Source organism: Streptomyces sp. NPDC057682, from assembly GCF_042799575.1.
Taxonomy (GTDB): Bacteria; Actinomycetota; Actinomycetes; order Streptomycetales; family Streptomycetaceae; genus Streptomyces.
The window spans coordinates 128,412-151,697 of the sequence record NZ_JBHVIN010000010.1 but is presented as its reverse complement, the minus strand read 5'-3'; the positions used below and the strand labels follow the sequence as shown (position 1 = coordinate 151,697).

The window sequence follows — 23,286 nt, the reverse complement described above, 5'->3', positions numbered from 1 at the left end:
CACGCAGGTACGGCGGCCGGACGGACCACCGTCCGCCACCGATACCGCCGCCGACCGCACCGGATCACGGCGTGGTCGGCGGCAGCGGGATTCGAGGCGCTCTTGAGCGGGGCGTGCTGTCACGCCTCGGCGGCCACGTACTCCCTCACGGTCGCGCCCTGGATCTCGGCGAGGACCCGGGCGCCCCGGTCGGGTGCGGTGTCCAGTCTGATCAGCGCCGCGGGCGTGGCCACAGCGGGAAGCATGTGGTTGTAGAGCACGGAGACGCGCTCGTCGAGATCGGTGAAACCGGACTCCGCCTCGGAGACGACCTGGGTGCCGATCCACGCGCCGAGGAAGCACTGAGCGGTCTGCTCGGGGTCGACGTGCGGCAGCACCTCGCCCTGCTCCTTGGCCTCACTGAGGAGTTTGGTGCCCAGCTCGGCCCAGGCCGGCCAGGCGCTTCCGAACATCTTCCGCCCGTGCATGTCGGCCGAGAGGCGGATACCGGCGAGCAGGATGACGTCGCGGGGTATGCGGTGCGCCAGTGTCATCCCGACATCGACCCATTCCTGGAGCCGTAAATCACGCGGCGCCCACTGCCCGGCTTCGATCTGCGCCTCGATGACGCCGCGCGCCAGCGCTTCCTTCGAATCGAAGTGGAAGTACAGGGCGCCCTTGGTCACTCCGGCCCGCTGGAGGATCTCGGCCATCGTCGCCGCCGTGTAGCCCCGTTCGGCGAAAACTCCGGCAGCACCCTCGATAACAGCCCGCCGGGTCCGTATTGCACGCTCTTGCTGCGCCATGACCCTCCTCCGACGGCGAACAAAACCAAACGGGTCGTACTCTACCCCGAACCCGCCTGCGTGCGCTGCTCCTTGGGAAGGTCGGAGTCGGGGAGCAGCGCCACGCTCCGGGCTCACCAGGCCGTCCTGCCTCCGTCCACCGGCACGGTCGCCCCCGTCACGAAGCTCGCCAGATCGCTGCAGAGCCAGGCCGCCGTCTCCGCCACCTCCTCCGGATCGGCCGCGCGGCCCTGGGGAGCGGACCGGTGGGCCCGTTCCTCCGCCTCCGGCGAGCTCGCGAACCAGGCGTCGATCATCTCGGAGCGGGTCAGCCCCGGGGCGATCGCGTTGACCCGGATGCCGTGGGAGGCGTATTCGACGGCGGCCGCCTTGGTCAGGCCGATCACCGCGTGTTTCGAGGCGATGTAGGGAGCCCCGGTGGAGGAGGCCACCAGCCCGCCGACACTGCTGGTGTTGACGATCGCGCCGCCCTTGCCCTCGACCATCGCCGCGAGTTCATGGCGCATGCAGTTCCACACGCCGGTGACATTGGTCCCCACCACGTGTTCGTACGTCGCGTCCTCGATGAGGTGCATGGGGGTTCTGGGCAGGCCGACGCCGGCGTTGTTGAAGGCCGCGTCCAGGCGGCCGTGCCGTTCCACCGTGCGTTCCACGACGCGCCGCACGGCCTCGCCGTCGCGCACGTCCAGGACATGGTGGGAGGCTTCGGCGCCGGTGGCGCGCAACTGCTCGACCAGGGCGCGGAGCCGGTCCTCCCGACGGGCCGTCAGGACGACGGTGGCGCCGTGCCGGGCGAACACGCGCGCGGCGGCGGCACCGATGCCACTGCTGGCGCCGTGGACCAGCGCGACCCGCCCCTCCAGGACGGGGGTCACCGTGCCGCTCATGCGCACACCGCCTCGGCGGAGTCCCGCCACACCGTGCCCTCGGCCGCCTCGTGGTCGAGTCTTCGCAGCAGGTCCTCGTCGATCTCGTCCAGGGAGCCGACCACGTGCCGGGCGCCGGTCTCGCGCATCAGGGCCGGCTGGAATCCGTGCTCGAAGGCGCTGGGGTGCCCGATGAAGGGGACGTCCAGCTCCCGGGCGCGGGCGGCGAAGGAGGCCGCGTCGTCGATGAAGAGGACCTGCTCGCGGCGGAGGCCGAAGACGTCCTCGACGATCTCGCGGATCCCGGGGCGGAAGTCGTTGGTGCAGACGTATCCGGGGGCGGCGAACCAGGACGCCCGCTCCCCCAGATGGCGTTCGAAGTGGGCCGCGCCGAGGCCTCCGTAGCACACGAGGTCCAGACCCATGCCCTGCAGGCGTTCGAGTAACCACTCGGCCCCGTCGAGGAGTTGGACGGGGTGGCGCTCCACGTAGCGCTCCCGGGCGGCGAAGTAGGCGCGGATCAGCTCTTCCTCGGTCGCCTTCATCCCGGTGGCCTCGGCCGCGGCGCGCGCCGCCATGGTCTGGGTCTGCGAGAGCAGCCGCCTCTCCAGATCGGCGGTGTAGGTGCCGCCCCACTCGACCACGAGCTGATGCAGTACGGGGCTGAAGGTGTCGTTGAGCAGAACGCCGTCGATATTGACAGCGGCGAGACGGAGCGTGCAGAGGGGTGCGTTCATCTAGTGATCTCCCTGTCTGTTCTGACGGTCGCCCCGGCTTCATTACGGAAAACAACACGCGCACCGGGTTTCTTTACTGACGCTTTTACTCGCTCCAGGATCAACGGATATCCGTTACGTCCGCTTATCTCAGTGTTTACCCCTCTTTTGAGGCCACCCAGGACGGCACTAAGCGGAATGCTCCCCTCAAGTAACCGGGCCGCACTTGGTGAAGATTTTACTTTAGGGCTCACGCGAAGAAAACCGGTAGGTCCGTATCTTATAGTCGTCGTCGCTGACCGCACGTTCAAGATGGGGGTCCTCATGGCTCTGTCCATCGCCGGTGGAAGTACCGAAGTGCCCGAAATGCCTCAGCTCACCACGACGGTTCCCAAGGAGTACGTGCACCGCGCGTCCTTGGCCGAGGTATTCCTCACCGGCTGCACAGCTCAGGGAGATCTGCGCTTCACGCTCACCGGCCAATGGCCACGGGCCCATACGCTCTTCAGCAGTCCGGACGGGCGCAGCCACGATCCGCTCCAGGTCGCGGAGACCTTCCGGCAGGCCGGCATGTTCCTCGCCCACGCCGAACTCGGCGTTCCGCTCGGCCACCACTTCGTGATGTGGAACCTCAACTACACGACGTTCCTGGAGAATCTACGCATAGGCCCGCACCCGACGGACTTCGAGATGGACGCGCGCTGTACGGACGTGACGTACAGCGGACGAAGAGTCAGCAAGCTCCACATGGAGTTCGAGATACGCAGGGACGGAACGATCCTCGCCCATGCGGCGGGACACTTCTCCGCGATCACCCCGGGCGTCTACGCCCGGCTGCGCGCGAGCCGCCCGGAGCGGGACGACTCCGCCGCGCCGTTCACCCCGCCGGACCTCCCGCCGATGACCCCGGCCTCCGTCGGCCGCCACTCCCCCGCCGATGTGGCGCTCACTCCGACCGCCGATTCCACGCGCTGGATGCTCACCCCGGATCTGAACCACCCGATCCTCTTCGACCACGCCGGGGACCATCTGCCGGGGATGGTGCTGCTCGAAGGGGCCCGCCAGGCCGCCTGCTCGCTCGCCGCACCGCTGGTGATGCGACCGTCGAGCGCCGCCACGTACTTCCACCGTTACGCCGAACTCGACCGCCCGTGCTGGATCGAGGTGGACCGGCTGTCGGCCGAGCACTGCGATCTGATGACCGTCCGCGTGGTGGGCCGGCAGGACGGGGAGCCCGTCTTCACCTCGACCATGACCGGGCCCGTACAGGACTGGTGAGCCCGGCCGGTCCGTACGGAGAAGCCTCGGTCAGGAACCCGCCGGCACGGTCTCCGCGGTCCCCTGCGAACGGCTGGTCTTCTCCCCGACCGCGCCCGGCGCCAGTGTGCGCGGGTCGACGGCCTCAAGGGGCGAACCCACCTTGTAGGGGCACTCGGGGTCGTCGGGCCGGTTGGGGCGGTCGTGCGGCAGCAGATAGAACGTACGCCGCGCGAACAACCCGCTGCCGAGGGAACGGGGGGCCTTCGGCGCGAGGTTGGAGTAGCCGATGAGGCGGCCGTCCCGCTCGTACCGCGGCCTGCCCTTACGGGTGTTGACCTTGTCCAGGGACTGGCGGACGTAATCGAGGCCCCTCGGGTCCTCCAGCCACACGATCTCGACCTCCTGGGCAACATCGCCTTCTTGGGGCAGCGCGCTCATCGTCGGCCCTCCTGCGTGTGGGCGGCCGCGGGTCGGCCTGGTGGTGTGTCGTTCGCGAAGCCGGGGTCCGGACAGGTGGAACGAAGCCGTCCGGAACTTCCGCCCCCATCGTACGGGTGCCCTACGGGAGCGGGCAGGGCGCAGTCCGTCATCGTGCGCCCCCTTCCACGCTCTCCGCAAGCAGGGCGATTCCCGGATAGAGCTTGGTCGCGTTGTTCTTGATCATGTCGGCGGGCGAGGCGAGGCCGAGTTCCTGGCGGATGCGGCTGGCGAAGGCGCGCGGTGTGGAGGCGCGGATCCCCTCGTCCAGACACCAGCGGCTGTAGGTCTCGTACAGCAGCTTCTGCTCGACGCGCAGCTCCGGGTTGGGCCCGTCCCCCTCGCCCTTGGTGCACCGCTCGGTGACGAACCGTCCGACGTGGTCCTCGGTCGTCTCGTACGCGGCCGTGGCGACCCGGACGGAGGCCGGTCCGGCCAGTGAGTCCCGGGTGGCGAGATAGCGCTGGGCGCCCTCGATGAGCCACTGGAGGATGCCGGGGCCCTCGTCGGCGACGAGCTCCGCCGCCAGGTTGTCGATCTTGCGTTCGTCGGGCACCCGCCGCTCGAAGGGGATGATGCGCATCCGGCGCCAGAAGGCGTGGCCGCCGGTGCCGACCTCGGGGCGGTGGTTGCCCAGCAGCCACAGCTTGTGCGTGGGCGTGAAGGTGAAGAAGTTCTGCCGCATCCGGCGGGCGGTGATGGTGTCGCCGCCCGTCAACAGCTTGACGCGCGCCTCGTTGAACTTGTCGTTCGGCTTGAGCTCGCTGCACACGACGATCCGCCGGCCGTGCAGCTCGGTCAGTTCGGTGGAGTGCTCGGTGAACTTGCCCTTCTCCATCAGGAAGCCGGGCGGCGCGGCGTTCGCGTAGTCGCCGAGGATCTGCGTCATGACCTCCAGGAGCACGGACTTGCCGTTGGCCCCGGAGCCGTACAGGAAGGGCAGCACCTGCGCGCCGACGTCCCCGGTGATGGAGTAGCCGAGCAGCAGGTGCAGGAAGCGCGTGGTCTCCAGGCCCTGGTCGTCGGCGCCGAAGGTGTCGCGCAGGAAGCTGTCCCAGCGGGGCACCGGCATCTTGAGCGGGGCGACGGTCGTGGCGCGCGAGTGCATGTCGGTGAGCGGATCGGGCTTGCGCAGCTCGCCGGTGCGCAGGTCCACCACGCCGGTCGGGGTGCACAGGGCGTAGATGTCGCCGTCCAGGACATCGGGGTCCAGCCGCAGGTCCGGTGCGGCCTGGGCCTGGAAGAGCAGCGCCTTGACCCCGGCGGTCGACTCCGAATGCCTGCTGTGGCCCGCCAGTTGCCGGTCCGTGAAGCGGCCGCTCGGATCGTGCTCGGCGTACCGCTCGGCCATCTCCCCCGCGGCCCACACGGCCGCCTCCTCGCCACCGGTCAGCTTCCAGCGGTAGGTGTCCCAGCAGTGCCAGCCCATCCCGATGACGTACCGGAAGCGGTCCCGGTAGAGGCGGGCGAACAGCTTGGCGTTGCCCCGGTCGGTGAGGGAGGTCGGCAGCAGGCCCAGGGCGCGGGCCGGGGGCGGCGCGGTGGCCGCCTCGCTCTGCTGGGCCGGGAGGCTGGGCTGCTCGTGCAGGGCGAGATCGAGGCTCTGCTGATGAATCTGCCGGGCCGCGGCCACAGCGTCGAAGCGCACGGGTTCTGCGCTCATGAGCATCCTCGTCGGGAGAACGGGCGCTGGGCGCCGAGGGACAGGACAGCTGCGGGTCGGGTCCCCCGCGTGTCCGAGGCCCGCGCCGACGGGACTACGGGACCGAAGGGACTGAGCTTCTGAGTTGACCAAGCAGAGCGTAGCCCACCGAGGGCCTCCGGAACGGAAAGACGCACGTGTCGGGAAAATTGAGTCCCGTCAGTCCCGTACCCCTCGGGCAATGCGCCTCCCCCCACGGCCGGTTCAGTCCCGTGCGGGCCCCCAGCCCTTCGGACCCGTTCAGTCCCGTGACACAAAAGCGCAGGTCACAGCATTGACCTGGAAAACTACGGGTCTGACGGGGCTCAACCTCGTAGTTATCACCAGCATAGAGAAACAGACGTCGTACGCGCGCGCACATGTGTTCCCTTGTTCTTGAACAGCTGATAACTACGAGGTTGAGCCCCGTCAGTCCCGTGGAAAAAGAACAGAACGGCTCTGACCTGCTGTTTTACCCGTACGGGACTGACAGCCCCGTTCAGGCCCGTTGAGCCCCGAGCCCGTTCAGACCCGTTCGGTCCCGTGGGAAGCTGCAGCCGGGCCGGGCCGATCGTTGAGCCGGGCTGGACTGCTCCTTAAGCCCCGGCCCGCGACGTGCGCTTTCGAGGCGGGTGCCGTGGCGCAGGGTGATCGCCTCGGGTGGGCGGTACGGACGGTGTTCATCTGCGACTACCTCGCCGACGCCGACCGGCGTCCCTTGTTCCCTCTGTTAAGGCCCGCCCGCCCGGCGTCGCTCCCGGCTGGGTCGTTGACCGGGTGAGGCGCCGGGCCGGGGAGGGGCCCGAAGCCACCGTGCTCGCGGACGGCTCGCTTCGGCTACGCGTCGCGCCTGTGCAGCAGCAGACCGCCGGCCAGCAGCGCGGCCGCGGCCCACGTGGCGAGCACGCCCAGGCCGGCCCATGGGCCGATCGGCAGCTCGTGCAGATGGACGGTGGCTTGGATCGCGAGTCCGGCGGTCATGGGCGAGACCTGCTGGAGGTGGCGCTGCCACTCCGGGTCGTGGACCACCTGGATGACGACCGGGAAGAGGTAGAGCAGCCCGAGCACGATCCCGATGGCGGTCGCCGCCTCCCGTACCGCCGTCGCCACGCCGAGGCCGATCAGGGCGACCAGGACGAGGTAGAGGACCGAACCCACGGCCGCGCGCAGGGTCGGGCCGTCGGCCGGGGAGAGCGGGGCATAGTCGTGCGCCTCGGTGAATCCGTTGCCGGGCAGGATGGAGCGGCCGGCGAGGAGGGAGGCCAGGACGGCAGCCGTCCCGGAGGCGAGGACGACCGTGGTGAGGACCGTCGCCTTGGCAGTAAGGACGGTGAGCCGGTTCGGCACGGCCACGAGCGTGGTGCGGATCATCCCGGTGCCGTACTCGCCGCTGACGGCCAGCACCGCGAGAACGGCGATGACTGCCTGCCCGACGGTGACGCCGGTCAGGGCGAGCTTGACGGCGTCCTGGCCGCACCCCGCCTCCGGGCACTTCACGGCCTTGGCGGTGCCGCACCCGACGGCCACGGTCAGCGCGACGGCGAGCAGGAGCAACCTGCCCATGTCCCCCGCGGTGCGCAACTTCGTCCACTCCGCGCGCAGAGCGCGGCCGAAGTCCCCTCGCCATGCGCCGTCCGCCGTGTTCGTGAGTCGTGCACCGCACAGGAGGCTCATACGTCCCTCCCGCGCAGCCGCACCACGGCCGGACCGAAGGCGAGCGCGGCGTATCCGCACAGCACGGCGAAGCCGGCCCATGGCGCCAGCGGGTAGTAGCCGGTCGACGGCTCGTACACGCTGAGCACCTGCGCGTACTGCGGCAGGGTCTGCTGGATGGCGAAGCCCGCAGCCGGGGTCACCCGCAGCAGCCACTCCGAGACGCCTGCGGGCAGTACGCCGGAGGTGGCGAGCAGGAAGGGCAGCACGATCGACGCGATGACCAGGGCGACCGCCGTGCCGCTGCGCCGCAGCAGGGCACCGACGTCGAGAGCGAGCACAGCGGCGGCTGCGCAGAGCAGGCCGGTTCCGACCATGACGCGCACTTCGGTCGCCGACGTGACGGGGAAGACATGGAACCCCCTGCCGCGGGCGCTGCGTTCCCCGATGGGAATGGTGATCGCGGCGGCTACCAGGCCGATGGCGAACGCGACGCCCCCGGCCACCAGCGCCTTGGCAGCAAGCACCCGGCCCCGCAGGGGAGTTGCCGCCATGGTCGTGCGCAGCAGACCACGCCGGTACTCGCCGGTGATGAACACCGTGCCCACGGCGATCACCACGATCAGCCCGGCGAAGGTGCCGACGAGGAAGTTCTCGACGGAGAAGCCGACGCCCATGGCGGGCCCGCCGACGACCGGTGCGATGTCACCGGCCCCGGTCACGGTGAACCCGCCGCCGTCGGTCTGCGTGAAGCCGCCCTCGGTGGTGTTCGTGTAGCTGCCGGAGGTGCCCGCGTCGCCGCCCACCTGTGTGCCGCTCCACGCGCTCTGGGACCAGCCACCGGTAAGGCCAGGACGGCCGAAGGTGCCGGTGGCCACGGCGGGGCTGAAGCCCGTGCCCGCCGCGGTGTCCTGCTTCGCCTCCGGTGACGTGGCGAAGAGCCCGGCCTGCACGGTGCGCGCAAGCCCAGGCAGCTTCGCACGGCCGACCTTGGTCCAGTGGGAGCCGTCGGTGGAGGTGTAACCGGTGAGGCTGTCGCCGGAGCGGACCAGGCGCAGCCAGCGCGGGGACCCCTGGGCGGTCTTGCCGGAAGGGCCCGCCGTGTCGTGCGTGTAGTCGTACTGCATGCGCACGCCGTGGCCGCCCGTGGCCATGACAGCCGCGTACGGGGATCCCTGGGCGAGGCTTTCTTTCACGATGATCCCTGCCTTCGCCCAGGGCTGGGCGCCCTGGGCCGTCCTGCCGGTCCCGGTGTCGGCCGCACCGGTCAGGGACCGCAGGGGAACGGTGAGGGCACCGTCGCCGGTGAGCGTCCTGTGGACGAAGTAGAAGCTGTCATTGACCGCCTCGCCGCCGGGGCCCCTCGGATACGAGGTGGGGTCGCTGCCGCGACCGCCGGGGGCGGGGGCGGCCGTGCCGAGCAGGCCGACCACGATCGTCACCAGGAGCGCCCCCGCCATGGCGAGGACCCAGCCGCGTACCGTACGGAACTTCGTCCACTCGGCGTGCAGCGTTCTGAGGAACCCGCTCCGCTCGGCGCGCCTCGTGACCGGGGGGCGAGGGGTGAGGGTGGCTGTCATCGCGTGGCCTCCCCCGCCGGGATGCCCCGGTACTCCACCGCGTCCCGGGTGAGCTCCATGTATGCCTCTTCGAGCGTCGCCCGGTGCGCGGACACCTGCGAGAACGGCACCCCGTTCCGGGCGAGCAGGGCCACGATCTCCTCGTCGGGCAGGCCCGTGACGCCGAGGGTGTCGGGGCCGGTGGCGAGAACGGTGGCGCCCGCGCCGTGCAGGACCTGGGCGGCGCGCGGAGGCGCGGAGGTACGCAGGCTGACCCTGCCGCCGGACGCCTCGGCGAGCAGTTCGGACACGCTGGTGTCGGCGACGACCCGGCCGCGGCCGATCACCACGAGATGGTCCGCGGTGTCTTCGAGTTCGCTCATCAGATGACTGGAGACCAGGACGGCGCGGCCCTGCCGGGCAAGCGTGGCCAGGAAGCCGCGCATCCACACGATGCCGTCGGGGTCGAGGCCGTTGAACGGCTCGTCCAGCATGACCACCGGCGGGTCACCGAGCAGCGCCGCCGCGATCCCCAGGCGCTGGCGCATGCCCAGCGAGAAGCCGCCGGCCTTGCGCAGGGCCGCCGTGCCCAGGCCGGCCTGTTCGATGACCTCGTCCACGCGCCGGGGTGGCACGCCCTGTGAGTGGGCCAGCCACAGCAGGTGGTTACGGGCGGTGCGGCTCGGCTGCAGCGCGGAGGCGTCGAGCAGCGCCCCCAGATGCCGGAGCGGGCGACGCAGGGTGCGGTACGGCACCCCGCCGACCAGAGCCTTTCCCTCCTCGGCTGCGTCAAGGCCCAGGATCACCCGCATGGTGGTGGACTTGCCCGCGCCGTTCGGGCCGACGAAGCCGGTCACCCGTCCGGGCCGCACGGTGAACGTCATCCCGTCCAGAGCCAGCTGTGGCCCGAAGCGTTTACGCAGACCGATGACCTCGATCGTCGCCTTCGTACTCTCATCGCTCATGGGCCCCACCCTGTGACGGAGTGAGTTACAGGGGCCGAACGGCCACTGTCATCTCGCTGTTAGGCGCCTCGGCTTAGCCTGGCCCGGTACGTGTCCTGGTGCGGTGGCGAGAGGGGAGCATGCGGATGAGATGGGGTCCGCCCCGACGGCTCGCGGGCCTGACTGCCCGGCTCGGCCTGCACCGTGGCACTGCCCGCACTCGCTTCACCGCCTTGTACGTGACGCTGTTCCTGCTGTCGGGAACGGCGCTGCTGGCCATCGCGGCCGTGGTGGCATCCGGCGGATCGCGCTCCAGCCAGGCCGCCCCCGATGGCGGCACCCATCAGGCCGCCACGGCGGCACAGGCCCGGGGCCGCATCGACGAGCTGGAGCAGCAGCTGGCCCAGGCGCACGACACCCAGTCCCGGCAGATCCTGCTCGGCTCCGCCATCGCCCTCGGCGTCATGGTGATGATCTCGGTCGGCCTCGGCTGGTTCGTCGCCGGCCGGGTGCTGCGCCCGCTGCGCGTGATGACAGCGGCCACCCGCCGGATCACCGCCGACAGCCTGCACGAACGCCTGGCCATCGGCGGTCCCGGCGACGAGGTGAAGGACCTCGCCGACACCATCGACGACCTCCTCGGCCGTCTGGAGGGCTCCTTCGACGCCCAACGCCTCTTCGTCGCCAACGCGTCCCACGAGCTGCGCACCCCGCTCACCACGATGCGGGCCTCCCTGGACGTGGCCCTCGCCAAGCCCGGCCCGGTACCCGAGACCACGGCCACGCTGGCCGGCCGGATGCGCGCCGAACTCGACCAGGTGGACCGGCTGCTGGAGAGTTTCCTCGTCCTGGCTCGCACCCAGCACGGCGAGTTCACCGACTCGGCGCGCCTCACCCTCGGCCAACTCGCGCTGACCGCCCTGACCGGACGGGCAACGGACATCGCGGCCAAGGGCCTGACCGTGCGTGAAAACCGGATCGACGACTCCGCGTGGGTGTGGGGCAGCCGGACGCTGCTGCGCCGCGCGGTCGACAACGTGGTCGACAACGCGATCGCGCACAACGACCCCGGGGGCTGGATCAGTGTCGCGGTACGGGCCGAAGGAGACGACGCAGGCGCGGTGTCCCTAGTCGTCGAGTCCAGCGGACCCGTCCTCGACCAGCGGCGGGTGGCGGACCTCTCGCAGCCCTTCCGCCGCCTCGGCGCCGACCGGACCGGCACCGGCCAGGGCAGCGGCCTCGGCCTCTCCATCGTCGCGGCCATCACTCAGGCCCACCACGGCACCCTTAACCTGCGCGCCCGCCCCGACGGCGGACTGCGCGTCACCATCACCCTCCCCCGTACGGACGGCAGGGCGACGGCGCAAGCTCCCGGCGCAGAGACGGGCGTGGTGCGTTGAGAGTCCTGGTGGTCGAGGACGCCCGCCCTCTCGCCGAAGTCATCGCCGAGGGACTGCGCGACCAGGGCATGGCCGTGGACGTGGCCCACGACGGGCTCGACGCCGCGGCCAAGCTGGACATCAACGCGTACGACGTGGTCGTGCTCGACCGGGACCTGCCAGGCATCCACGGCGACACCCTCTGCCAGATGATCACCGAGGGGGACGGCCGCGTGATGGTCCTGATGCTGACCGCCGCCGACTCACCCGGCGACCGCGTCAGCGGCCTGACCCTGGGTGCCGACGACTACCTCGCCAAGCCCTTCCACTTTCCCGAACTCGTTCTGCGCATCCGCGCCCTGGCCCGCCGCCGCCCCGTCGCCCGGTCCCGCACCCTGAGCACGGCGGGCATCGAGCTCGACCCGATGCGCCGCACCGCCACCCGCGACGGTCACCAACTCGACCTCTCCGTCAAGGAATTCGCGGTACTCGAAGCCCTCCTTGACGCGAGTCCCGCCTTCCTCAGCACGGAGAACCTCCTCGAACAGGTCTGGGACGAGCACGCCGACCCGTTCACCAACACCGTCACGGTGACGATCAGCCGCCTGCGCCGCAAACTCGGCGACCCTCCGGTCATCGCCACGACACCCGGCGTGGGGTATCGGATCATCGGCCCAGCCGTCCCGCCCGACTGAGCGGCCGACAGGGGCCGGCGGCCCGCGGGCGCCGGCCCCGGGGTCTCCCCCACAGGACCGGCGCCCGTTCACGTACCGCGCGCCGGCGTTCCGGCGCTCCGAGGTTTCCGTGCTCAGGCGTCCCTGCGCCCCGGGAGGTACTGGTCGAGCACGATGGCCAGGAACTTGGTGTGGTCGGGCAGCCCGGCCTCGGTCACCAGTCCGTCGATGACACCGCGCTGGGCCCGCGTCGGCTTGTACTGCAGCTGTACGGGGCCGAGCCCGCGCAGGTCCGTGTTGTCGGGGGCGACGGCGAACAGCTTCGACTGGAACTTGGGGGCGCGCCTGGCCTCCTCGACGACCTGGGCGAGCCCCTTCTCCACGGCGGCCTCGACCGCGAGGAACACGATCTGGGTGTGCGTCAGATCGCTGGTCTTGCGGAGCTTGCGGAAGCGGGTGGCGACGTTGGTCGAGACGTAGAACCCGACCGGCTTCGCCGTGTCCGCGTCCGCGACCGAGGGGGCCTGCTCCTCGGCGGGCTCACGGCTGGGCTGCGGGACGACGACGGGGCGGGCGACGGCCGTGGGCACGGGCTGGGCGGGCGCGGCGGCGGGTGCCGCGCTCTGCGGCTTGGCCCAGCCGGCGAGCGCGCCGGACGGCGCCCCTCCCCCGCTGAACAGGTTGCCGACGCCCTCGTCCGACATGCTCTGCTCGTCGTCCTGGGTCTCGGTCCTCTTGTTCTTCGGCGGTGTCATGCCGCGGTTTCCTTCCTGAGCTCCAGAGCCCGAGCGAACATCTCTTCGGTGAATCCTTCGTAGTCCGAGTCGAGCCCCACCACGGCTTCGGGGATCGAACGGTCACCGCCCGACCGCTGGTCGGCCAGTTCATGGACCAGCAGCCCCCGCTTGCGCACCAGCCGGGCCACGGACTCCGTGTGCCCGATGAGGTGCTTGAACATATGGGCTTCCTTGCCCAGCACCTTCTGCACCTGGAGCCGCACATCGGCGTGGATGCCGCTGTAGTTGCGTCCGGTGTCGAACAGCAGTACCCCCAGCAGCGCGATGTGCGGGTTGATCTGGCTGACGAACTTGACGTAGGAGAACTCCAGCCCGATCTGGGCCAGCCCGTCCTCCGCGCCACCGTCGCTCTTCACGGGGATGACGAGCCATCGCGCGCAGGAGAGCGCGAGGCGCTGGAGCGACGGATTCTCCGGCGGGGTGTCCAGAACGATGATCTGGTACCGGTCCGCGATGGGCAGCAGGCACGTCAGCAGCCGCAGATAGGCCTGGGGGCCCTCCTTGGCGAGCAGCGTGTGGAAGAAGATCCCGAACTCGTCGCCGAGCGCCGGTCCGCCGAGCACGACGTCCAGGTTCTCCCGCACGTTCTCGACCGGGGTCAGGGGCGCGCCGGTGCGCAGCGACTCGATGAGCGCCGCTCCCCCGTCGTTCCACTCGGCGCGCTTGTACCCGAGCTCACGCGCGATGTTGCCCTGCGCGTTGCAGTCGATGATGAGGGTGCGCAGCCCGCTGCGGGCCGCCTTGCCCGCGGCGTTGGCGGAGATGGACGACTTGCCGACGCCCCCCTTGCCGTTGCCGAACATGAAGATGTGCGACAGCGACTCCCAGGGGATGCCGTGGGCCTGCGCATGAGCGTCAGGTGCTTCGAAGGGACTGGCCATGGATCCTCTCACTCTGGTTCAGGCCCGCATACAGGGCGCGTGGTGCCCCTTTTGCGCTGATACGGGTGGCCGCAGTTCGCTCAGAACGATTCTCCGCTCCGAAGCGGCCGAAGAGGGTGTCGGGTAGGGCCCGAACCCGCCCTCCACGGCATCGAATCGTCCTGCTGCCCCCTCGTCGTCGCAGCTCATACGGGTACTTGGGGTGTTCTCCCCCACAAGTGATCCCGCATGGCCCCACGTTGTGGCCCTTGCTTGACCTCACGCCCTCCTCCTTGCCGCGACCGACGCTGACCACTCAGTGGAGAAGCCTGGTGGCGTCTCGGCGAGCACAGTCACCTCCGGAGAAGCAGGAGAAGAGGGCGGGACCCAAGTTAGCACGACGATCATGAGATGAACGGGCACCCACACGCAGCGATCCGCTTGCATCCCTGTCCCTCGGCCCATCGCACGGCAGACACATCCGCCCGCAGGGCACCCACCAGATGCACCGGTGTGCCTGCCCAGTGACCCGTGGGCCTGAAGTCGTATGGGCGGTGCGGGTGGTGGGCGTGGTGCCAGCGCCATGGGCGCACGCGCCGACCGCCATGTCCGCTGCCGTACCGCTGAACCAGCGGCGAGGCCCGTATGCGGGTCGGCCGGGTCATCTGCGCGCGGCCCTGCCAGACGTCCTGTTCGGCTAGGGGCGGGCCGTCAGGCAGAGCTGCTGGTGGGTGATCTGGTTGCCTTTCAGGCTGGCGGTTCGGCTTGTCCGCATGCGTGCGGTGCTGTGGGCCGGGGTGATGGCGGAGCCGCTTGCGGGGGTGTGTGCGGGGTGGGTTGCCTCCCGGTGAGCGGGGCGGCGTGCGGACCTGCTGGGCACGGTGTTCGGTGACCTGCGTACTGACTGGCCGACACGCCTGCCGGTACACCTGCATGCCCTCTGGTGGGTGGGCGCGTCACCCCTCTCCCCTGCATGCCCATGCGCGGGGAGGTGGATCGGCCTGCCTCCAGTCGAGCTGGGCGGCCTCTGTGCATACGTCCGCGCATGCCTGCTGTCGGGTGTGCTGCCGGGCCCGTTCGTCCTCGCACTCGCGGTCATACGTGCCGAGGCGCATGCCAAGAGGTGGGCAAACATGGTGGCTGGCCTGCTTGGTGAGTCACGTCCCGGGATGTGGAGAGGTAGACGTGTGGCCGGGTGTACCCGCATGGGTGAAGGGGAGTGGAGAACCAGGCCGAGTGACGTGCTTGTCGTCCTGCCTTGATACTGACAGGCACCACAGTATGTGTGCGTAGTGGAGTCACAGCGGATGCACCAGCCTCTGTGGCAACTACTGAGCGGGCGTGGGTCAAAGTGCAGACTCATGCCACTGCTCACGCCGGGATTCACGCGGTTGTACATGCATGTCCTCCCAGTTGCGTGCAAGCTTGTGTCGATGTTTGCAGAGGTGTTTGTTTTCCCAGGTCAGAGGCCACTTCTGGCGTTCCGGTACCTGCACTCTAGCGTGATCACACTTCGCCGCGCGAGTACCTATGCTTCTTCGATCGAGTGCCAATAACTCTGGGGAACGACGCATCGCTTCCGTGCGTCCTTCATCGGGCGTCAGAACCCATCTTGATCCAGGAGTTCTTGCAGGTGAACCGCTCTCAGTGAATGGCCTGCTGGCGTCAGAACGCCATGCATGGATCCCCTGTGCAGACCTCTGGGTCTAGGGAGTTTGCCCCTCATCGCAGCGATACGCCGGACGGGATTGTCTCGATGGTGCACTGCTGAGTCCTCCTTGCCGATGCCCTTGCACGGCAACGGCTTAGGCCTTGGATGGCTGGGGTGGGGTCATAGTTCTTCCAGTTCAGTGTGTCGAAGTCACCTCCCATGTGCCGATCGTCAACGCATGGACGAAGGCTCTGTCACCTGCTCCCTCGCACCGGAGTGGGCCGATGGAGAGCGGCGGATCGGAGTAAGCCTCAGTACCACCATGCCCGCTCTCATCACCACATTCGGAGTTACCTCCATCCCGTCGGACGGTGTCCAGCAAGGCTCATGGAGGATGCCTTGCTCGCACACCCCGTACGTCGACAGCCGACCCCTCACTCATGTGTACCGAGCGCCCGTCCCCGCTCGTTCGTGTCATCCATGATCAACTCATTGCCTCAAGATTAGGAGGCTCGATACACCTCAGCTGCCCAAGCACCCACCCCGCACACCGCGTAGCTCCGACCACGCCCCGCACCGAATACGCCGCGAAGATCAGCTCCTCCGGCCCAAGTAATGCCTCGACCGTTCGTCGGCACACCACCTGCTCGTACGTCCACGCTCCCTTGCCCAGAACGCTCAGCGCGGGCATCACGTACTCCTGGATTGACCGACCACGCCACCCCAGGAACGGACGTATCGGAGTCAGGAGCGCTGTCACTCGCAGCCGCGAAGCACCGATCAGCGAAGCACCGACGAACCCGGCACCTCGCCTCCGAAGACGCACGGCCCCGCCCGCCGCATGCCCCTCCACTCGACGCTCCTTCGCCCCTCCGCGTCCCGCCTCCGCACACCGGTCCCGGGCGGTGGCATCATCACGGACCTGCCGGGCGTTCCGCCCATCGAGCCGCGAGACCGGCGGGCCGTAGCGGGAGGGACGGCACGCACCCGCGCCCCGCCGCACCGATGCCGGCGAGCACGCCGAGGCGGCGCGGGCATGCTGCCGGGCTGCTGGTCGGGGTGACTTCGGTCTGCGGCCGTCGTGTTCGGGTGGGGTGATGGCGTAGGTCGTGTCGCGGCTCGTCCAGGGATCCGGCTCGGGTGGTGGGGGAGTCGGTGGGGCACTGCGCCGAGGCGGGGGCGTGCGGTGCGGCATGTCCGTTTCGGGCGGAAGGGGCAGGGGTGGGGTGCCGGTTCGCGGTGGTGTCGTGGTGGGGGAGTGGGGTCCGGGGCCGGACCATCGCGGGAGAGGGAGGGGGCGGGGCGAGGGCGTGGACCGGGGGGTGGAGGGGCTGTTCGGAGCCATCGAGGGACGGTTCTCGCGGTGGGGTGGCGGGCGGGAGAATCGCTCTCACAGAAGTTGATCTTGATGGATCCGGGAGCTGATCCGGATGGACCGGTCCCGTCCCTGCGGGGCGGGGAGAGGCGGTCTCGGTGGGGAGGGGTGGTCCCGGCGGAGGAGCGGTCTCGACGGGGATTCGAGCGCTTCCCGAGGGAACCTCGTCCGGCGGGCCGCATGGTGGAGGATCCGAAGCGAGTGAAGGAGTCCCCGTGCTGATGGTGGTGACCGGTACTCCCGAGGCCGGAGGGGCCGGACGTGACGACGTTGCGTGAGGCGCTGGCGCGGCCCGAGCCGACGTTCTCCTTCGAGTTCTTCCCGCCGAAGACCGCGGCCGGGATGCACGGGCTGTGGCAGACGATCCGCCGGATCGAGCGCATGGCGCCGGACTTCGTCTCCGTCACCTACGGGGCGGGCGGCTCCTCGCGGGACCGCACCATCGAGGTGACCAAGCGGATCGTCGCCGAGACGACCCTGCGCCCGGTCGCCCATCTCACCGCCGTGGGGCACTCCGTCGCGCAGTTGCGCCACATCATCGGCCAGTACGCCGACGCGGGCGTACGCGACGTCCTCGTGCTGCGCGGGGACCCGCCGGGCGACCCGAACGCACCGTGGATCCCGCACCCCGACGGCTTCCGGCACGCCCATGAACTCGTGTCACTCGTCCGGGAGCTGGGCGATTTCAGCATCGGGGTGGCGGCCTTCCCCGAACGGCACCCGCGCTCACCGGACTGGGAGAGCGACATCCGGCACTTCGTCGCCAAATGCCGCGCCGGGGCCGACTACGCCCTGACGCAGATGTTCTTCCACGTGGAGGACTATCTGCGGCTGCGCGACCGGGTGGCCGCGGCCGGCTGCGACATCCCGGTCATCCCCGAGATCATGCCCGCCACCGACGCCCGCCAGATCAGCCGCTTCGCCGCGCTGAGCGGCGCGGCGTTCCCCGAGGAACTGGCACACCGGCTGAACGCCGCCCGCGACGATCCCGCGCAGGGATACCGCATCGGCGTCGAGTACGCCACCGCCATGGCCGAGCGGCTGCTCGCCGAAGGCGCACCAGGACTGCACTACATCACGCTCAACCGGTCGACGGCGGCACCCGAGATCCACCGTGCCGTGACCGGATCGAGGAGCGGACGGCGCGTGGAACTGCTCCACGGCTGACGCTCCACCGACCTGCTGAGAGCGGAGGAGCACGTGCTCGACACCATGGAACAGGAAGCCCGGTTCGGCTACGAGGCGGCGGAGTTCTCCCCGGTCACGGTCCCGCCGCTGCTGCTCGCGGGCATCGACGAGGACGATCTCGCCGAGCCGCACGTGGTCCGCGGCATCGACTGACGGCCCGGTGTGCCGCGCCGCGGTCCCGACAGGAAATCGACCGGGTCTCAAGTGCGCGCGCCGATACTCCCGATGACCCCTCGGCCGGATTTCGAGCCCGCCGCGGGGCGCGGCACGACGACGTTCCTGTCACGAGCGAGAGCACCGTTGGATCGGAGTACGCAATGAAGGACGTCGTGAAGGACGTGATCCGGGAGGTCAGCGTCCGCGGGGCACGGCAGCAGCCCGAATGGAGCGACCTGCCCCAGCTGAACCGGGTCAGGGAGGCGCTGGCCGCGCGTCCCGCCCTGGTGCGGCCCGACGACGTGGCCGCGCTGCGGACGCTGCTGGGGTCCGTGGCGGCGGGCCGGGCCCTGGTCGTGCAGTCCGGTGACTGCGCCGAGGACCCCCGGGAGTGCGGGCGCGAGCACGTGGCGCGCAAGGTGGCGGTGCTCGATCTGCTCGCCGGTGCGCTCGGTCTGATCACCGGCCGGCCGGTGGTGCGGGCGGGGCGGATCGCCGGGCAGTTCGCCAAGCCCCGGTCGCGGCCGACCGAGGTCGTCGGCGGTGTCGAACTCCCCGTCTTCCGGGGCCATATGGTCAACGGTCCGGAACCGGACCCGGAGAGCCGCCGTCTGGACCCGCTGCGCATCCTCACCGGCTACATGGCGGCGGGCGATGCCGTGGACCACCTGGGCTGGCGCGAACGCGGCACGGGGCACCGGGCGGCGGGCACGCAGGTGTGGACGAGCCACGAGGCGCTGCTGCTCGACTACGAGGTGCCGCTGCTGCGCACCGACGACGAGGGGCGGCTCTTCCTGGGGTCCACGCACTGGCCGTGGATCGGGGAGCGGACCCGGCAGATCGACGACGCCCATGTGGCGCTGCTCGCGCAGGTCGCCAACCCGGTGGCCTGCAAGGTCGGTCCGTCGATGGAGCCGGGGGAGCTGGTGGCGCTGTGCGAGCGGCTGGACGCCTGGCGCGAGCCGGGCCGTCTCACGCTGATCGCGCGGATGGGCGCGGACCGGGTCGCCGAACGGCTGCCGCGTCTGGTCGAGGCGGTCCGCGAGGCCGGGCACCCGGCCATCTGGCTCACCGATCCGGTGCACGGCAACACCGTCACCGCGCCCGGCGGCCACAAGACGCGGATCGTGGAGACCGTCGCGCTGGAGGTCTCGCGCTTCGTGACCGCCGTGCGCGGGGCGGGCGGTGTGCCGGGGGGCCTGCATCTGGAGACGACGCCCGACGATGTCACGGAGTGCGCCGACACCGAGGCGGAACTGCCCGCCGTAGGTGAGCGCTACACCTCGTTCTGCGACCCCCGGCTGACCCCGGGGCAGGCGGTTTCCGTGGTCTCCGCGTGGGACGTGCCGTGACCGGGGCGGCCGCCCCGGACGGGCGCCCGCCGGGGGACCGCGTGGTGCCGGTTCAGCCGCTCCGGGGGGCCTTGGGGGAGCGGGAGAGCAGTTCGTACAGCTCGTCGAGGTCGTACTCGGCGCGCTGCGGGGTGCCGAGGCGGGTGATCTTCCCCCGGCTCGCCCATTTGCGGATGGTGGCCGGGCTGACCCCCGCGGCCAGCGCGGCCAGTTCGGTCGGTACGGTACGGCGGCGCCGTTGCTCCGTCATGCCGGACCGTTCGCCCGGCCGCCCTCCGTCGCCGGCTTCGCCCGGCCGGAGAGCAGCAGCCAGTCCCGGGGCGGCACCGTGTGCCCGGCGTCGCAGGCCACCCGGGAGTAGACCGTGTCGCTGGTGCCTCTCAGCGTCGCGCGCAGATGCGCCGTACAGCCGTGGTGACAACAGGTTCCCAGCGAGACCTCGTACGCGCGCGGGCCGAGCAGGGAGCGGGCGAAATCCAGCAGCGACGTCAGTTCGGCGTCCAGGTCCTGGGCGGCCGGGTGGGCGGCCAGCCAGTCGGCCTGCCCGGCCAGGAAGCGGAGCAGGGCGGGGACCTCCGTGCCGGGCACCGACGGCAGTCCGCGTTCGGAGACCACAAGCCCCGCCCAGGAGCACAGGAAGTCGGCGATCTGCGAGCGCAGCGCCAGCATCCGGTCGTCGAGGCGGATGCCCACCGACTGCGTCCCGCTGACACGTTCCACCGGGCCTGTGCGGGTGGAGGTCAGTTCCTCCTCGCTCTCCCGGTAGACCTCTCCGACGTCCCGCAGCCGTGCGCTCAGTCTTTCGACCGGTGAACCGGTGGCGGATTCCGCCCCGGGTGCGGGGGGATGACGTATGAATCGTTCCGATGATTCCGAGCAACCCTGCTGCTGCACGTTCTGGCCTCGCATCTCCTGTAGACCGAGCATCCGTTTCCTTCGGCCGGCGTTCTCGTATCGGCCGGAGAGTTTCCCTGCCTGTCCGTTCGCCTTGCGGTGACGCCCATACGTGTGCACTACAGTAATCGCGGCATAACCAAATCGGGCGAACGGTGCATTTGCTCCGTCGGCCCGTCGTTGGTCAATTTGTTCACCAATTGTCGCGCTCGTCGGCTCAGAAGTGTCAAGGAGATCTCATGTGGGTCGCGTCACCCTCCCACGGTTTATCGAGAGCCACTCAACATCGCGTGGAAAAACGGCTGTTGACATCTGCAGCGGCCGACTGTCACACTTCTCGCGGGCCACTGGTCTGCGCAAATCCCGATCGGCAAGCGATTGCGGAGCAGACACCAGGGCCCTCTCCCTTGTGCGGCCACCCTTAGCTCTCCGGTGGTCTTCACGCTTTCCGGTGCACCTGTTGCGTGCCCCGTCCGCAGCCGCTCAAGCGGTATTCAGGCCGGACTCCAGCGGCATTCATGCCGACCACGACACCCAGCCTTGAGGGCTTCATGGATCACCAGCACAGAAAAAACGGATACGCGCGGCAATGCGCCCAGGCGCTGAACGCGCTCCATTCCATTCCCTATTTCACCAGCGATTTGGCGGACGAACTCGCGCCGTTCGGCATCGACGACCACTCGACCGTCTACCTTGCCGGACGGGCGTCTCCCCTGGGCATCGTGGACCCCGCCGTGGTGACCGCCGCTTTCAACTCCTTCGCCCCGCGTCTCGTGGCCGAACGCATTCCCGCGCTCTGGGATCTGGTGCCGCCCGAGCGGGCGCTGCGCGCCCGTGAGGACGCCTCCGCCGCCGCCCTCGAACGCCTGCTGGGCACCGAGACCGTCCACTCCCCGCAGCTCGCCGAGGCGGCCAAGCTCGCGACGGTCGCCGCCGGGGCCTGCGCCCTGCCCGGCCGCCCGCTGTACGCGGCCAACTCCGTGCTCCCGCAGCCGGAGCGCCCCCACGCGGCCCTGTGGCACGCCGCCACGATGCTGCGCGAGCACCGGGGCGACGGCCACGTCGCCGTACTCGGCCACTACCGGCTGACCGGCGTGGACTCCCTCGTCATCGACTGCGCCAGCACGCACGGCATGGCCAAGGAGATCGTCATGCCGATGCGCGGCTGGACGGAGGAGGAGTGGGCGGCCGGACGGGAGCGGCTCGCCGGACGGGGACTGGTCGACGCGGCGGGCCTGCTCACCGCGCGCGGCGCCAAGCTGAGGGACGAGGTCGAGGCGGAGACGACGTGGCTCGACCGCCGGCCCTACGACGCCCTGGGCGCCGAGCACGTCGAGCAACTGGCCCTGTACGTACGCGACCTGGTGGAGACCGCCGCCGACGCCGGGGTCTTCCCGCCCCCGCTGCGCGACTTCTTCGCCCCGCCCGCCGACGTGTGGAACGCACTCTGACCCCTCGGAGAGGAACGAACGTCATGACGTTGTCGACGCGGACGCAGGCGCCCGCGGACCTGTTCTCGCCCGCCTACTACCAGGACCCGCACACCACGCTCGCCCGGCTCAGGGAGGACTCCCCGGTCCACGAGTTCCGCTTCCCGGCCGGTGACGTACGGACCTGGCTCGTCACGCGCTACGACGACGTCAGGACCGTGCTCTCCGATCCGCGCTACAGCGCGGAGGCCGCCACCTGGGCCAACGACGAGTTCCGGGCCGCGGGGCTCGTCGCCGCCGAGGGCACCATCCTGGGGCGGGGCATATCGGTGGTCGATCCGCCGTACCACACCCGGCTGCGCCGGCGGGCGATGGGCGCCTTCACCACCCGTCAGGTGGAGCGGTGGCGCACCACGGTGGGGCAGCACGTCGAGCGCGTCCTCGCCGACTGCGCGCTGCGCGAGACCTTCGACGTGATGGACGACTACGCGGGCGAGGTCTCCGCCGGCGTGCTGGGCGAGATCCTCGGGATGCGCATCGAACGCCACCGGGAGCTGGTCAGCGCGCTCAACGAGGCGTTCCCGTCGGACCCCGCGCTCATGCACAAGGTGCCCGGGGCGTTCGGCCGGATCTGCGAGTACGCCGCCGAACTGGTCGCCGAGAAGCGCACCCGGCCCGCCGACGACCTGACCTCGGCGCTGCTGCGGGACGACGACGACGGCCGGCTGACCGAGGACGAGCTGACCGGTCTCGTCGCGGCCGTCATCATGGGCGGCAGCGACACCGTGCGCGGCTTCATCGGCAACGCGGTGCTCTCCCTGCTGGACCACCCCGCCCAGGCGGACCTGCTGCGGTCCGAACCGGGGCTGGCCGAACCGGCGGTGGAGGAGCTGCTCCGCTACGACGGGGCGCTGAGCACCGCCCTGTTCCGGGTCACCACCGAGGAGATCGAGCTCTCCGGCACCGTCCTGCCCGTCGGCGCCCCGGTCATCGTCGGCCTGCTGGCGGCCAACCGCGACCCCCGCCGCTTCGACCGGCCCGACGTGCTGGACCTGCGGCGCGAGGGCCCCCGCCACGTCGGCTTCGGCCACGGGCTGCACAACTGCCTGGGCGCGGCCCTGGCCCGCCTCGAAGGGGCCATCGCCATCCCCGCCCTGTTCGCGCGCTTCCCGGAGCTGGTCCTGAACGCGCCCCGGGACTCCGTGCGCTACATCGACAACTGGGCGATCCGCCGCCTGGTCGCGCTGCCCGTCGCCGCCTCGCCGAAGGCCGCCGCGCGCGCCGCCCAGGAGGCCTGAGGTGGCCGCCGCGAGCGGCCCGGGGCGGCCGTCATGACCGTCTCCGCCCGGATCGACCGCACGCTGTGCCTCGGCACGGGGCTGTGCGAGTCGATGGCGCCGGACCTGTTCCTGCTGGACGACGACGGTATCGCCGCGACCCCGCGGGGCGTCCCGGCGGACGACGTGGAGGAGCGGACGCGGCTGCTGCGCGCCGTCGCCGAGTGCTGCCCGACCGGGGCGATCACCGTCGTCGCAGGGGAACCCGGCACACCCGTACGCGAGAACGCACACGAGAGCAGGGAGTGAGGG

General features: G+C 70.3%; 21 protein-coding genes. 9 read left to right on the top strand and 12 right to left on the bottom strand.

Annotated features, from left to right (window positions below; all coding sequences use genetic code 11):
* Positions 1–119 precede the first annotated feature (119 nt).
* The 3 genes from ACFVDM_RS20195 to ACFVDM_RS20185 form a co-directional block, all read right to left on the bottom strand.
* The gene (locus ACFVDM_RS20195; RefSeq protein WP_383641423.1) at positions 120–785 is read right to left on the bottom strand and encodes a ScbR family autoregulator-binding transcription factor; all 666 of its coding nucleotides are present in this window, start codon (positions 783–785) and stop codon (positions 120–122) included.
* Positions 786–898: 113 nt separating this feature from the next.
* Complete coding sequence (locus ACFVDM_RS20190; protein ID WP_383641420.1) at positions 899–1,672, bottom strand: SDR family NAD(P)-dependent oxidoreductase; 774 nt, start codon at positions 1,670–1,672, stop codon at positions 899–901.
* Positions 1,669–2,388: an HAD family phosphatase gene (locus ACFVDM_RS20185; protein ID WP_383641416.1), complete on the bottom strand. Its 720-nt coding sequence runs from the start codon at positions 2,386–2,388 to the stop codon at positions 1,669–1,671. Before ACFVDM_RS20185 ends, ACFVDM_RS20190 begins: the two co-directional genes overlap by 4 nt.
* Positions 2,389–2,733: 345 nt before the next feature.
* Here ACFVDM_RS20185 and ACFVDM_RS20180 point away from each other — a divergent pair, with 345 nt between their 5' ends.
* Entirely contained in the window at positions 2,734–3,645 is a 912-nt protein-coding gene (locus tag ACFVDM_RS20180; protein WP_383641413.1) for a ScbA/BarX family gamma-butyrolactone biosynthesis protein, read from the top strand.
* A 30-nt stretch (positions 3,646–3,675) separates the two neighbouring features.
* Here ACFVDM_RS20180 and ACFVDM_RS20175 read toward each other — a convergent pair whose 3' ends face one another.
* The 5 genes from ACFVDM_RS20175 to ACFVDM_RS20155 all read right to left on the bottom strand — a co-directional run bounded on the left by ACFVDM_RS20175 (position 3,676) and on the right by ACFVDM_RS20155 (position 9,962).
* A complete protein-coding gene (locus ACFVDM_RS20175; RefSeq protein WP_383641409.1) occupies positions 3,676–4,065 on the bottom strand; it encodes a DUF6009 family protein in 390 nt (129 codons plus the stop codon).
* Between the two features lie 148 nt (positions 4,066–4,213).
* Entirely contained in the window at positions 4,214–5,767 is a 1,554-nt protein-coding gene (locus tag ACFVDM_RS20170; RefSeq protein WP_383641406.1) for a phage/plasmid primase, P4 family, read from the bottom strand.
* 855 nt (positions 5,768–6,622) lie between these two features.
* Positions 6,623–7,348 (bottom strand): ABC transporter permease, encoded by a 726-nt coding sequence (locus ACFVDM_RS20165; RefSeq protein WP_383641403.1) that lies wholly within the window; start codon positions 7,346–7,348, stop codon positions 6,623–6,625.
* A 107-nt stretch (positions 7,349–7,455) separates the two neighbouring features.
* On the bottom strand, positions 7,456–9,018 hold the full coding sequence (locus ACFVDM_RS20160; RefSeq protein ID WP_383641400.1) for a hypothetical protein: 1,563 nt from the start codon (positions 9,016–9,018) through the stop codon (positions 7,456–7,458).
* Positions 9,015–9,962, bottom strand: coding sequence for an ABC transporter ATP-binding protein (locus ACFVDM_RS20155; protein WP_383641397.1), 948 nt, complete (start codon positions 9,960–9,962; stop codon positions 9,015–9,017). Before ACFVDM_RS20155 ends, ACFVDM_RS20160 begins: the two co-directional genes overlap by 4 nt.
* A 218-nt stretch (positions 9,963–10,180) precedes the next feature.
* On the opposite strand from ACFVDM_RS20155, the gene ACFVDM_RS20150 reads away from it, so the two are divergent.
* Positions 10,181–11,341, top strand: a complete 1,161-nt coding sequence (locus tag ACFVDM_RS20150) for a sensor histidine kinase (protein ID WP_383641394.1) — start codon at positions 10,181–10,183, stop codon at positions 11,339–11,341.
* Complete coding sequence (locus tag ACFVDM_RS20145; protein ID WP_383641391.1) at positions 11,338–12,015, top strand: response regulator transcription factor; 678 nt, start codon at positions 11,338–11,340, stop codon at positions 12,013–12,015. Before ACFVDM_RS20150 ends, ACFVDM_RS20145 begins: the two co-directional genes overlap by 4 nt.
* A 113-nt stretch (positions 12,016–12,128) precedes the next feature.
* Here ACFVDM_RS20145 and ACFVDM_RS20140 read toward each other — a convergent pair whose 3' ends face one another.
* Both ACFVDM_RS20140 and ACFVDM_RS20135 read right to left on the bottom strand, forming a co-directional pair.
* The gene (locus ACFVDM_RS20140; RefSeq protein WP_383641388.1) at positions 12,129–12,749 is read right to left on the bottom strand and encodes a hypothetical protein; all 621 of its coding nucleotides are present in this window, start codon (positions 12,747–12,749) and stop codon (positions 12,129–12,131) included.
* On the bottom strand, positions 12,746–13,672 hold the full coding sequence (locus ACFVDM_RS20135; RefSeq protein WP_383641385.1) for a ParA family protein: 927 nt from the start codon (positions 13,670–13,672) through the stop codon (positions 12,746–12,748). The genes ACFVDM_RS20140 and ACFVDM_RS20135 overlap by 4 nt, the downstream gene beginning before the upstream one ends.
* A 3,266-nt stretch (positions 13,673–16,938) precedes the next feature.
* Here ACFVDM_RS20135 and metF point away from each other — a divergent pair.
* From metF to ACFVDM_RS20120, 3 genes are all read left to right on the top strand, one after another.
* Positions 16,939–17,844 (top strand): methylenetetrahydrofolate reductase [NAD(P)H], encoded by a 906-nt coding sequence (gene metF, locus ACFVDM_RS20130; protein WP_383641382.1) that lies wholly within the window; start codon positions 16,939–16,941, stop codon positions 17,842–17,844.
* 33 nt (positions 17,845–17,877) lie between these two features.
* Positions 17,878–18,018: a hypothetical protein gene (locus tag ACFVDM_RS20125; protein WP_383641379.1), complete on the top strand. Its 141-nt coding sequence runs from the start codon at positions 17,878–17,880 to the stop codon at positions 18,016–18,018.
* Positions 18,019–18,182: 164 nt separating this feature from the next.
* Positions 18,183–19,373, top strand: coding sequence for a 3-deoxy-7-phosphoheptulonate synthase (locus tag ACFVDM_RS20120; RefSeq protein WP_383641377.1), 1,191 nt, complete (start codon positions 18,183–18,185; stop codon positions 19,371–19,373).
* Between the two features lie 52 nt (positions 19,374–19,425).
* Here ACFVDM_RS20120 and ACFVDM_RS20115 read toward each other — a convergent pair whose 3' ends face one another.
* Both ACFVDM_RS20115 and ACFVDM_RS20110 read right to left on the bottom strand, forming a co-directional pair.
* Positions 19,426–19,623: a hypothetical protein gene (locus tag ACFVDM_RS20115; protein ID WP_383641374.1), complete on the bottom strand. Its 198-nt coding sequence runs from the start codon at positions 19,621–19,623 to the stop codon at positions 19,426–19,428.
* Entirely contained in the window at positions 19,620–20,093 is a 474-nt protein-coding gene (locus ACFVDM_RS20110; protein WP_383641370.1) for a hypothetical protein, read from the bottom strand. The genes ACFVDM_RS20115 and ACFVDM_RS20110 overlap by 4 nt, the downstream gene beginning before the upstream one ends.
* A 692-nt stretch (positions 20,094–20,785) precedes the next feature.
* Between ACFVDM_RS20110 and ACFVDM_RS20105 the strand changes: the two genes are divergently transcribed.
* From ACFVDM_RS20105 to ACFVDM_RS20095, 3 genes are read left to right on the top strand one after another with little or no spacing between them, the layout of a single operon-like run.
* Positions 20,786–21,718 carry a hypothetical protein gene (locus tag ACFVDM_RS20105; RefSeq protein ID WP_383641367.1) on the top strand — a complete coding sequence of 311 codons (933 nt, stop codon included), beginning with the start codon at positions 20,786–20,788 and terminating at the stop codon, positions 21,716–21,718.
* Between the two features lie 23 nt (positions 21,719–21,741).
* Positions 21,742–22,995, top strand: coding sequence for a cytochrome P450 (locus tag ACFVDM_RS20100; protein ID WP_383641364.1), 1,254 nt, complete (start codon positions 21,742–21,744; stop codon positions 22,993–22,995).
* A gap of 33 nt (positions 22,996–23,028) precedes the next feature.
* Positions 23,029–23,283, top strand: coding sequence for a ferredoxin (locus ACFVDM_RS20095; RefSeq protein WP_383641361.1), 255 nt, complete (start codon positions 23,029–23,031; stop codon positions 23,281–23,283).
* Positions 23,284–23,286: the final 3 nt, after the last annotated feature.

Bases quoted from the DNA above. Each gene is read 5' to 3' on its own strand.
- ACFVDM_RS20195 (WP_383641423.1), bottom strand. From the start codon at position 785: ATGGCGCAGCAAGAGCGTGCAATACGGACCCGGCGGGCTGTTATCGAG.
- ACFVDM_RS20190 (WP_383641420.1), bottom strand. From the start codon at position 1,672: ATGAGCGGCACGGTGACCCCCGTCCTGGAGGGGCGGGTCGCGCTGGTC.
- ACFVDM_RS20185 (WP_383641416.1), bottom strand. From the start codon at position 2,388: ATGAACGCACCCCTCTGCACGCTCCGTCTCGCCGCTGTCAATATCGAC.
- ACFVDM_RS20180 (WP_383641413.1), top strand. From the start codon at position 2,734: ATGCCTCAGCTCACCACGACGGTTCCCAAGGAGTACGTGCACCGCGCG.
- ACFVDM_RS20175 (WP_383641409.1), bottom strand. From the start codon at position 4,065: ATGAGCGCGCTGCCCCAAGAAGGCGATGTTGCCCAGGAGGTCGAGATC.
- ACFVDM_RS20170 (WP_383641406.1), bottom strand. From the start codon at position 5,767: ATGAGCGCAGAACCCGTGCGCTTCGACGCTGTGGCCGCGGCCCGGCAG.
- ACFVDM_RS20165 (WP_383641403.1), bottom strand. From the start codon at position 7,348: ATGGGCAGGTTGCTCCTGCTCGCCGTCGCGCTGACCGTGGCCGTCGGG.
- ACFVDM_RS20160 (WP_383641400.1), bottom strand. From the start codon at position 9,018: ATGACAGCCACCCTCACCCCTCGCCCCCCGGTCACGAGGCGCGCCGAG.
- ACFVDM_RS20155 (WP_383641397.1), bottom strand. From the start codon at position 9,962: ATGAGCGATGAGAGTACGAAGGCGACGATCGAGGTCATCGGTCTGCGT.
- ACFVDM_RS20140 (WP_383641388.1), bottom strand. From the start codon at position 12,749: ATGACACCGCCGAAGAACAAGAGGACCGAGACCCAGGACGACGAGCAG.
- ACFVDM_RS20135 (WP_383641385.1), bottom strand. From the start codon at position 13,672: ATGGCCAGTCCCTTCGAAGCACCTGACGCTCATGCGCAGGCCCACGGC.
- ACFVDM_RS20120 (WP_383641377.1), top strand. From the start codon at position 18,183: ATGAAGGACGTCGTGAAGGACGTGATCCGGGAGGTCAGCGTCCGCGGG.
- ACFVDM_RS20115 (WP_383641374.1), bottom strand. From the start codon at position 19,623: ATGACGGAGCAACGGCGCCGCCGTACCGTACCGACCGAACTGGCCGCG.
- ACFVDM_RS20105 (WP_383641367.1), top strand. From the start codon at position 20,786: ATGCCGACCACGACACCCAGCCTTGAGGGCTTCATGGATCACCAGCAC.
- ACFVDM_RS20100 (WP_383641364.1), top strand. From the start codon at position 21,742: ATGACGTTGTCGACGCGGACGCAGGCGCCCGCGGACCTGTTCTCGCCC.
- ACFVDM_RS20095 (WP_383641361.1), top strand. From the start codon at position 23,029: ATGACCGTCTCCGCCCGGATCGACCGCACGCTGTGCCTCGGCACGGGG.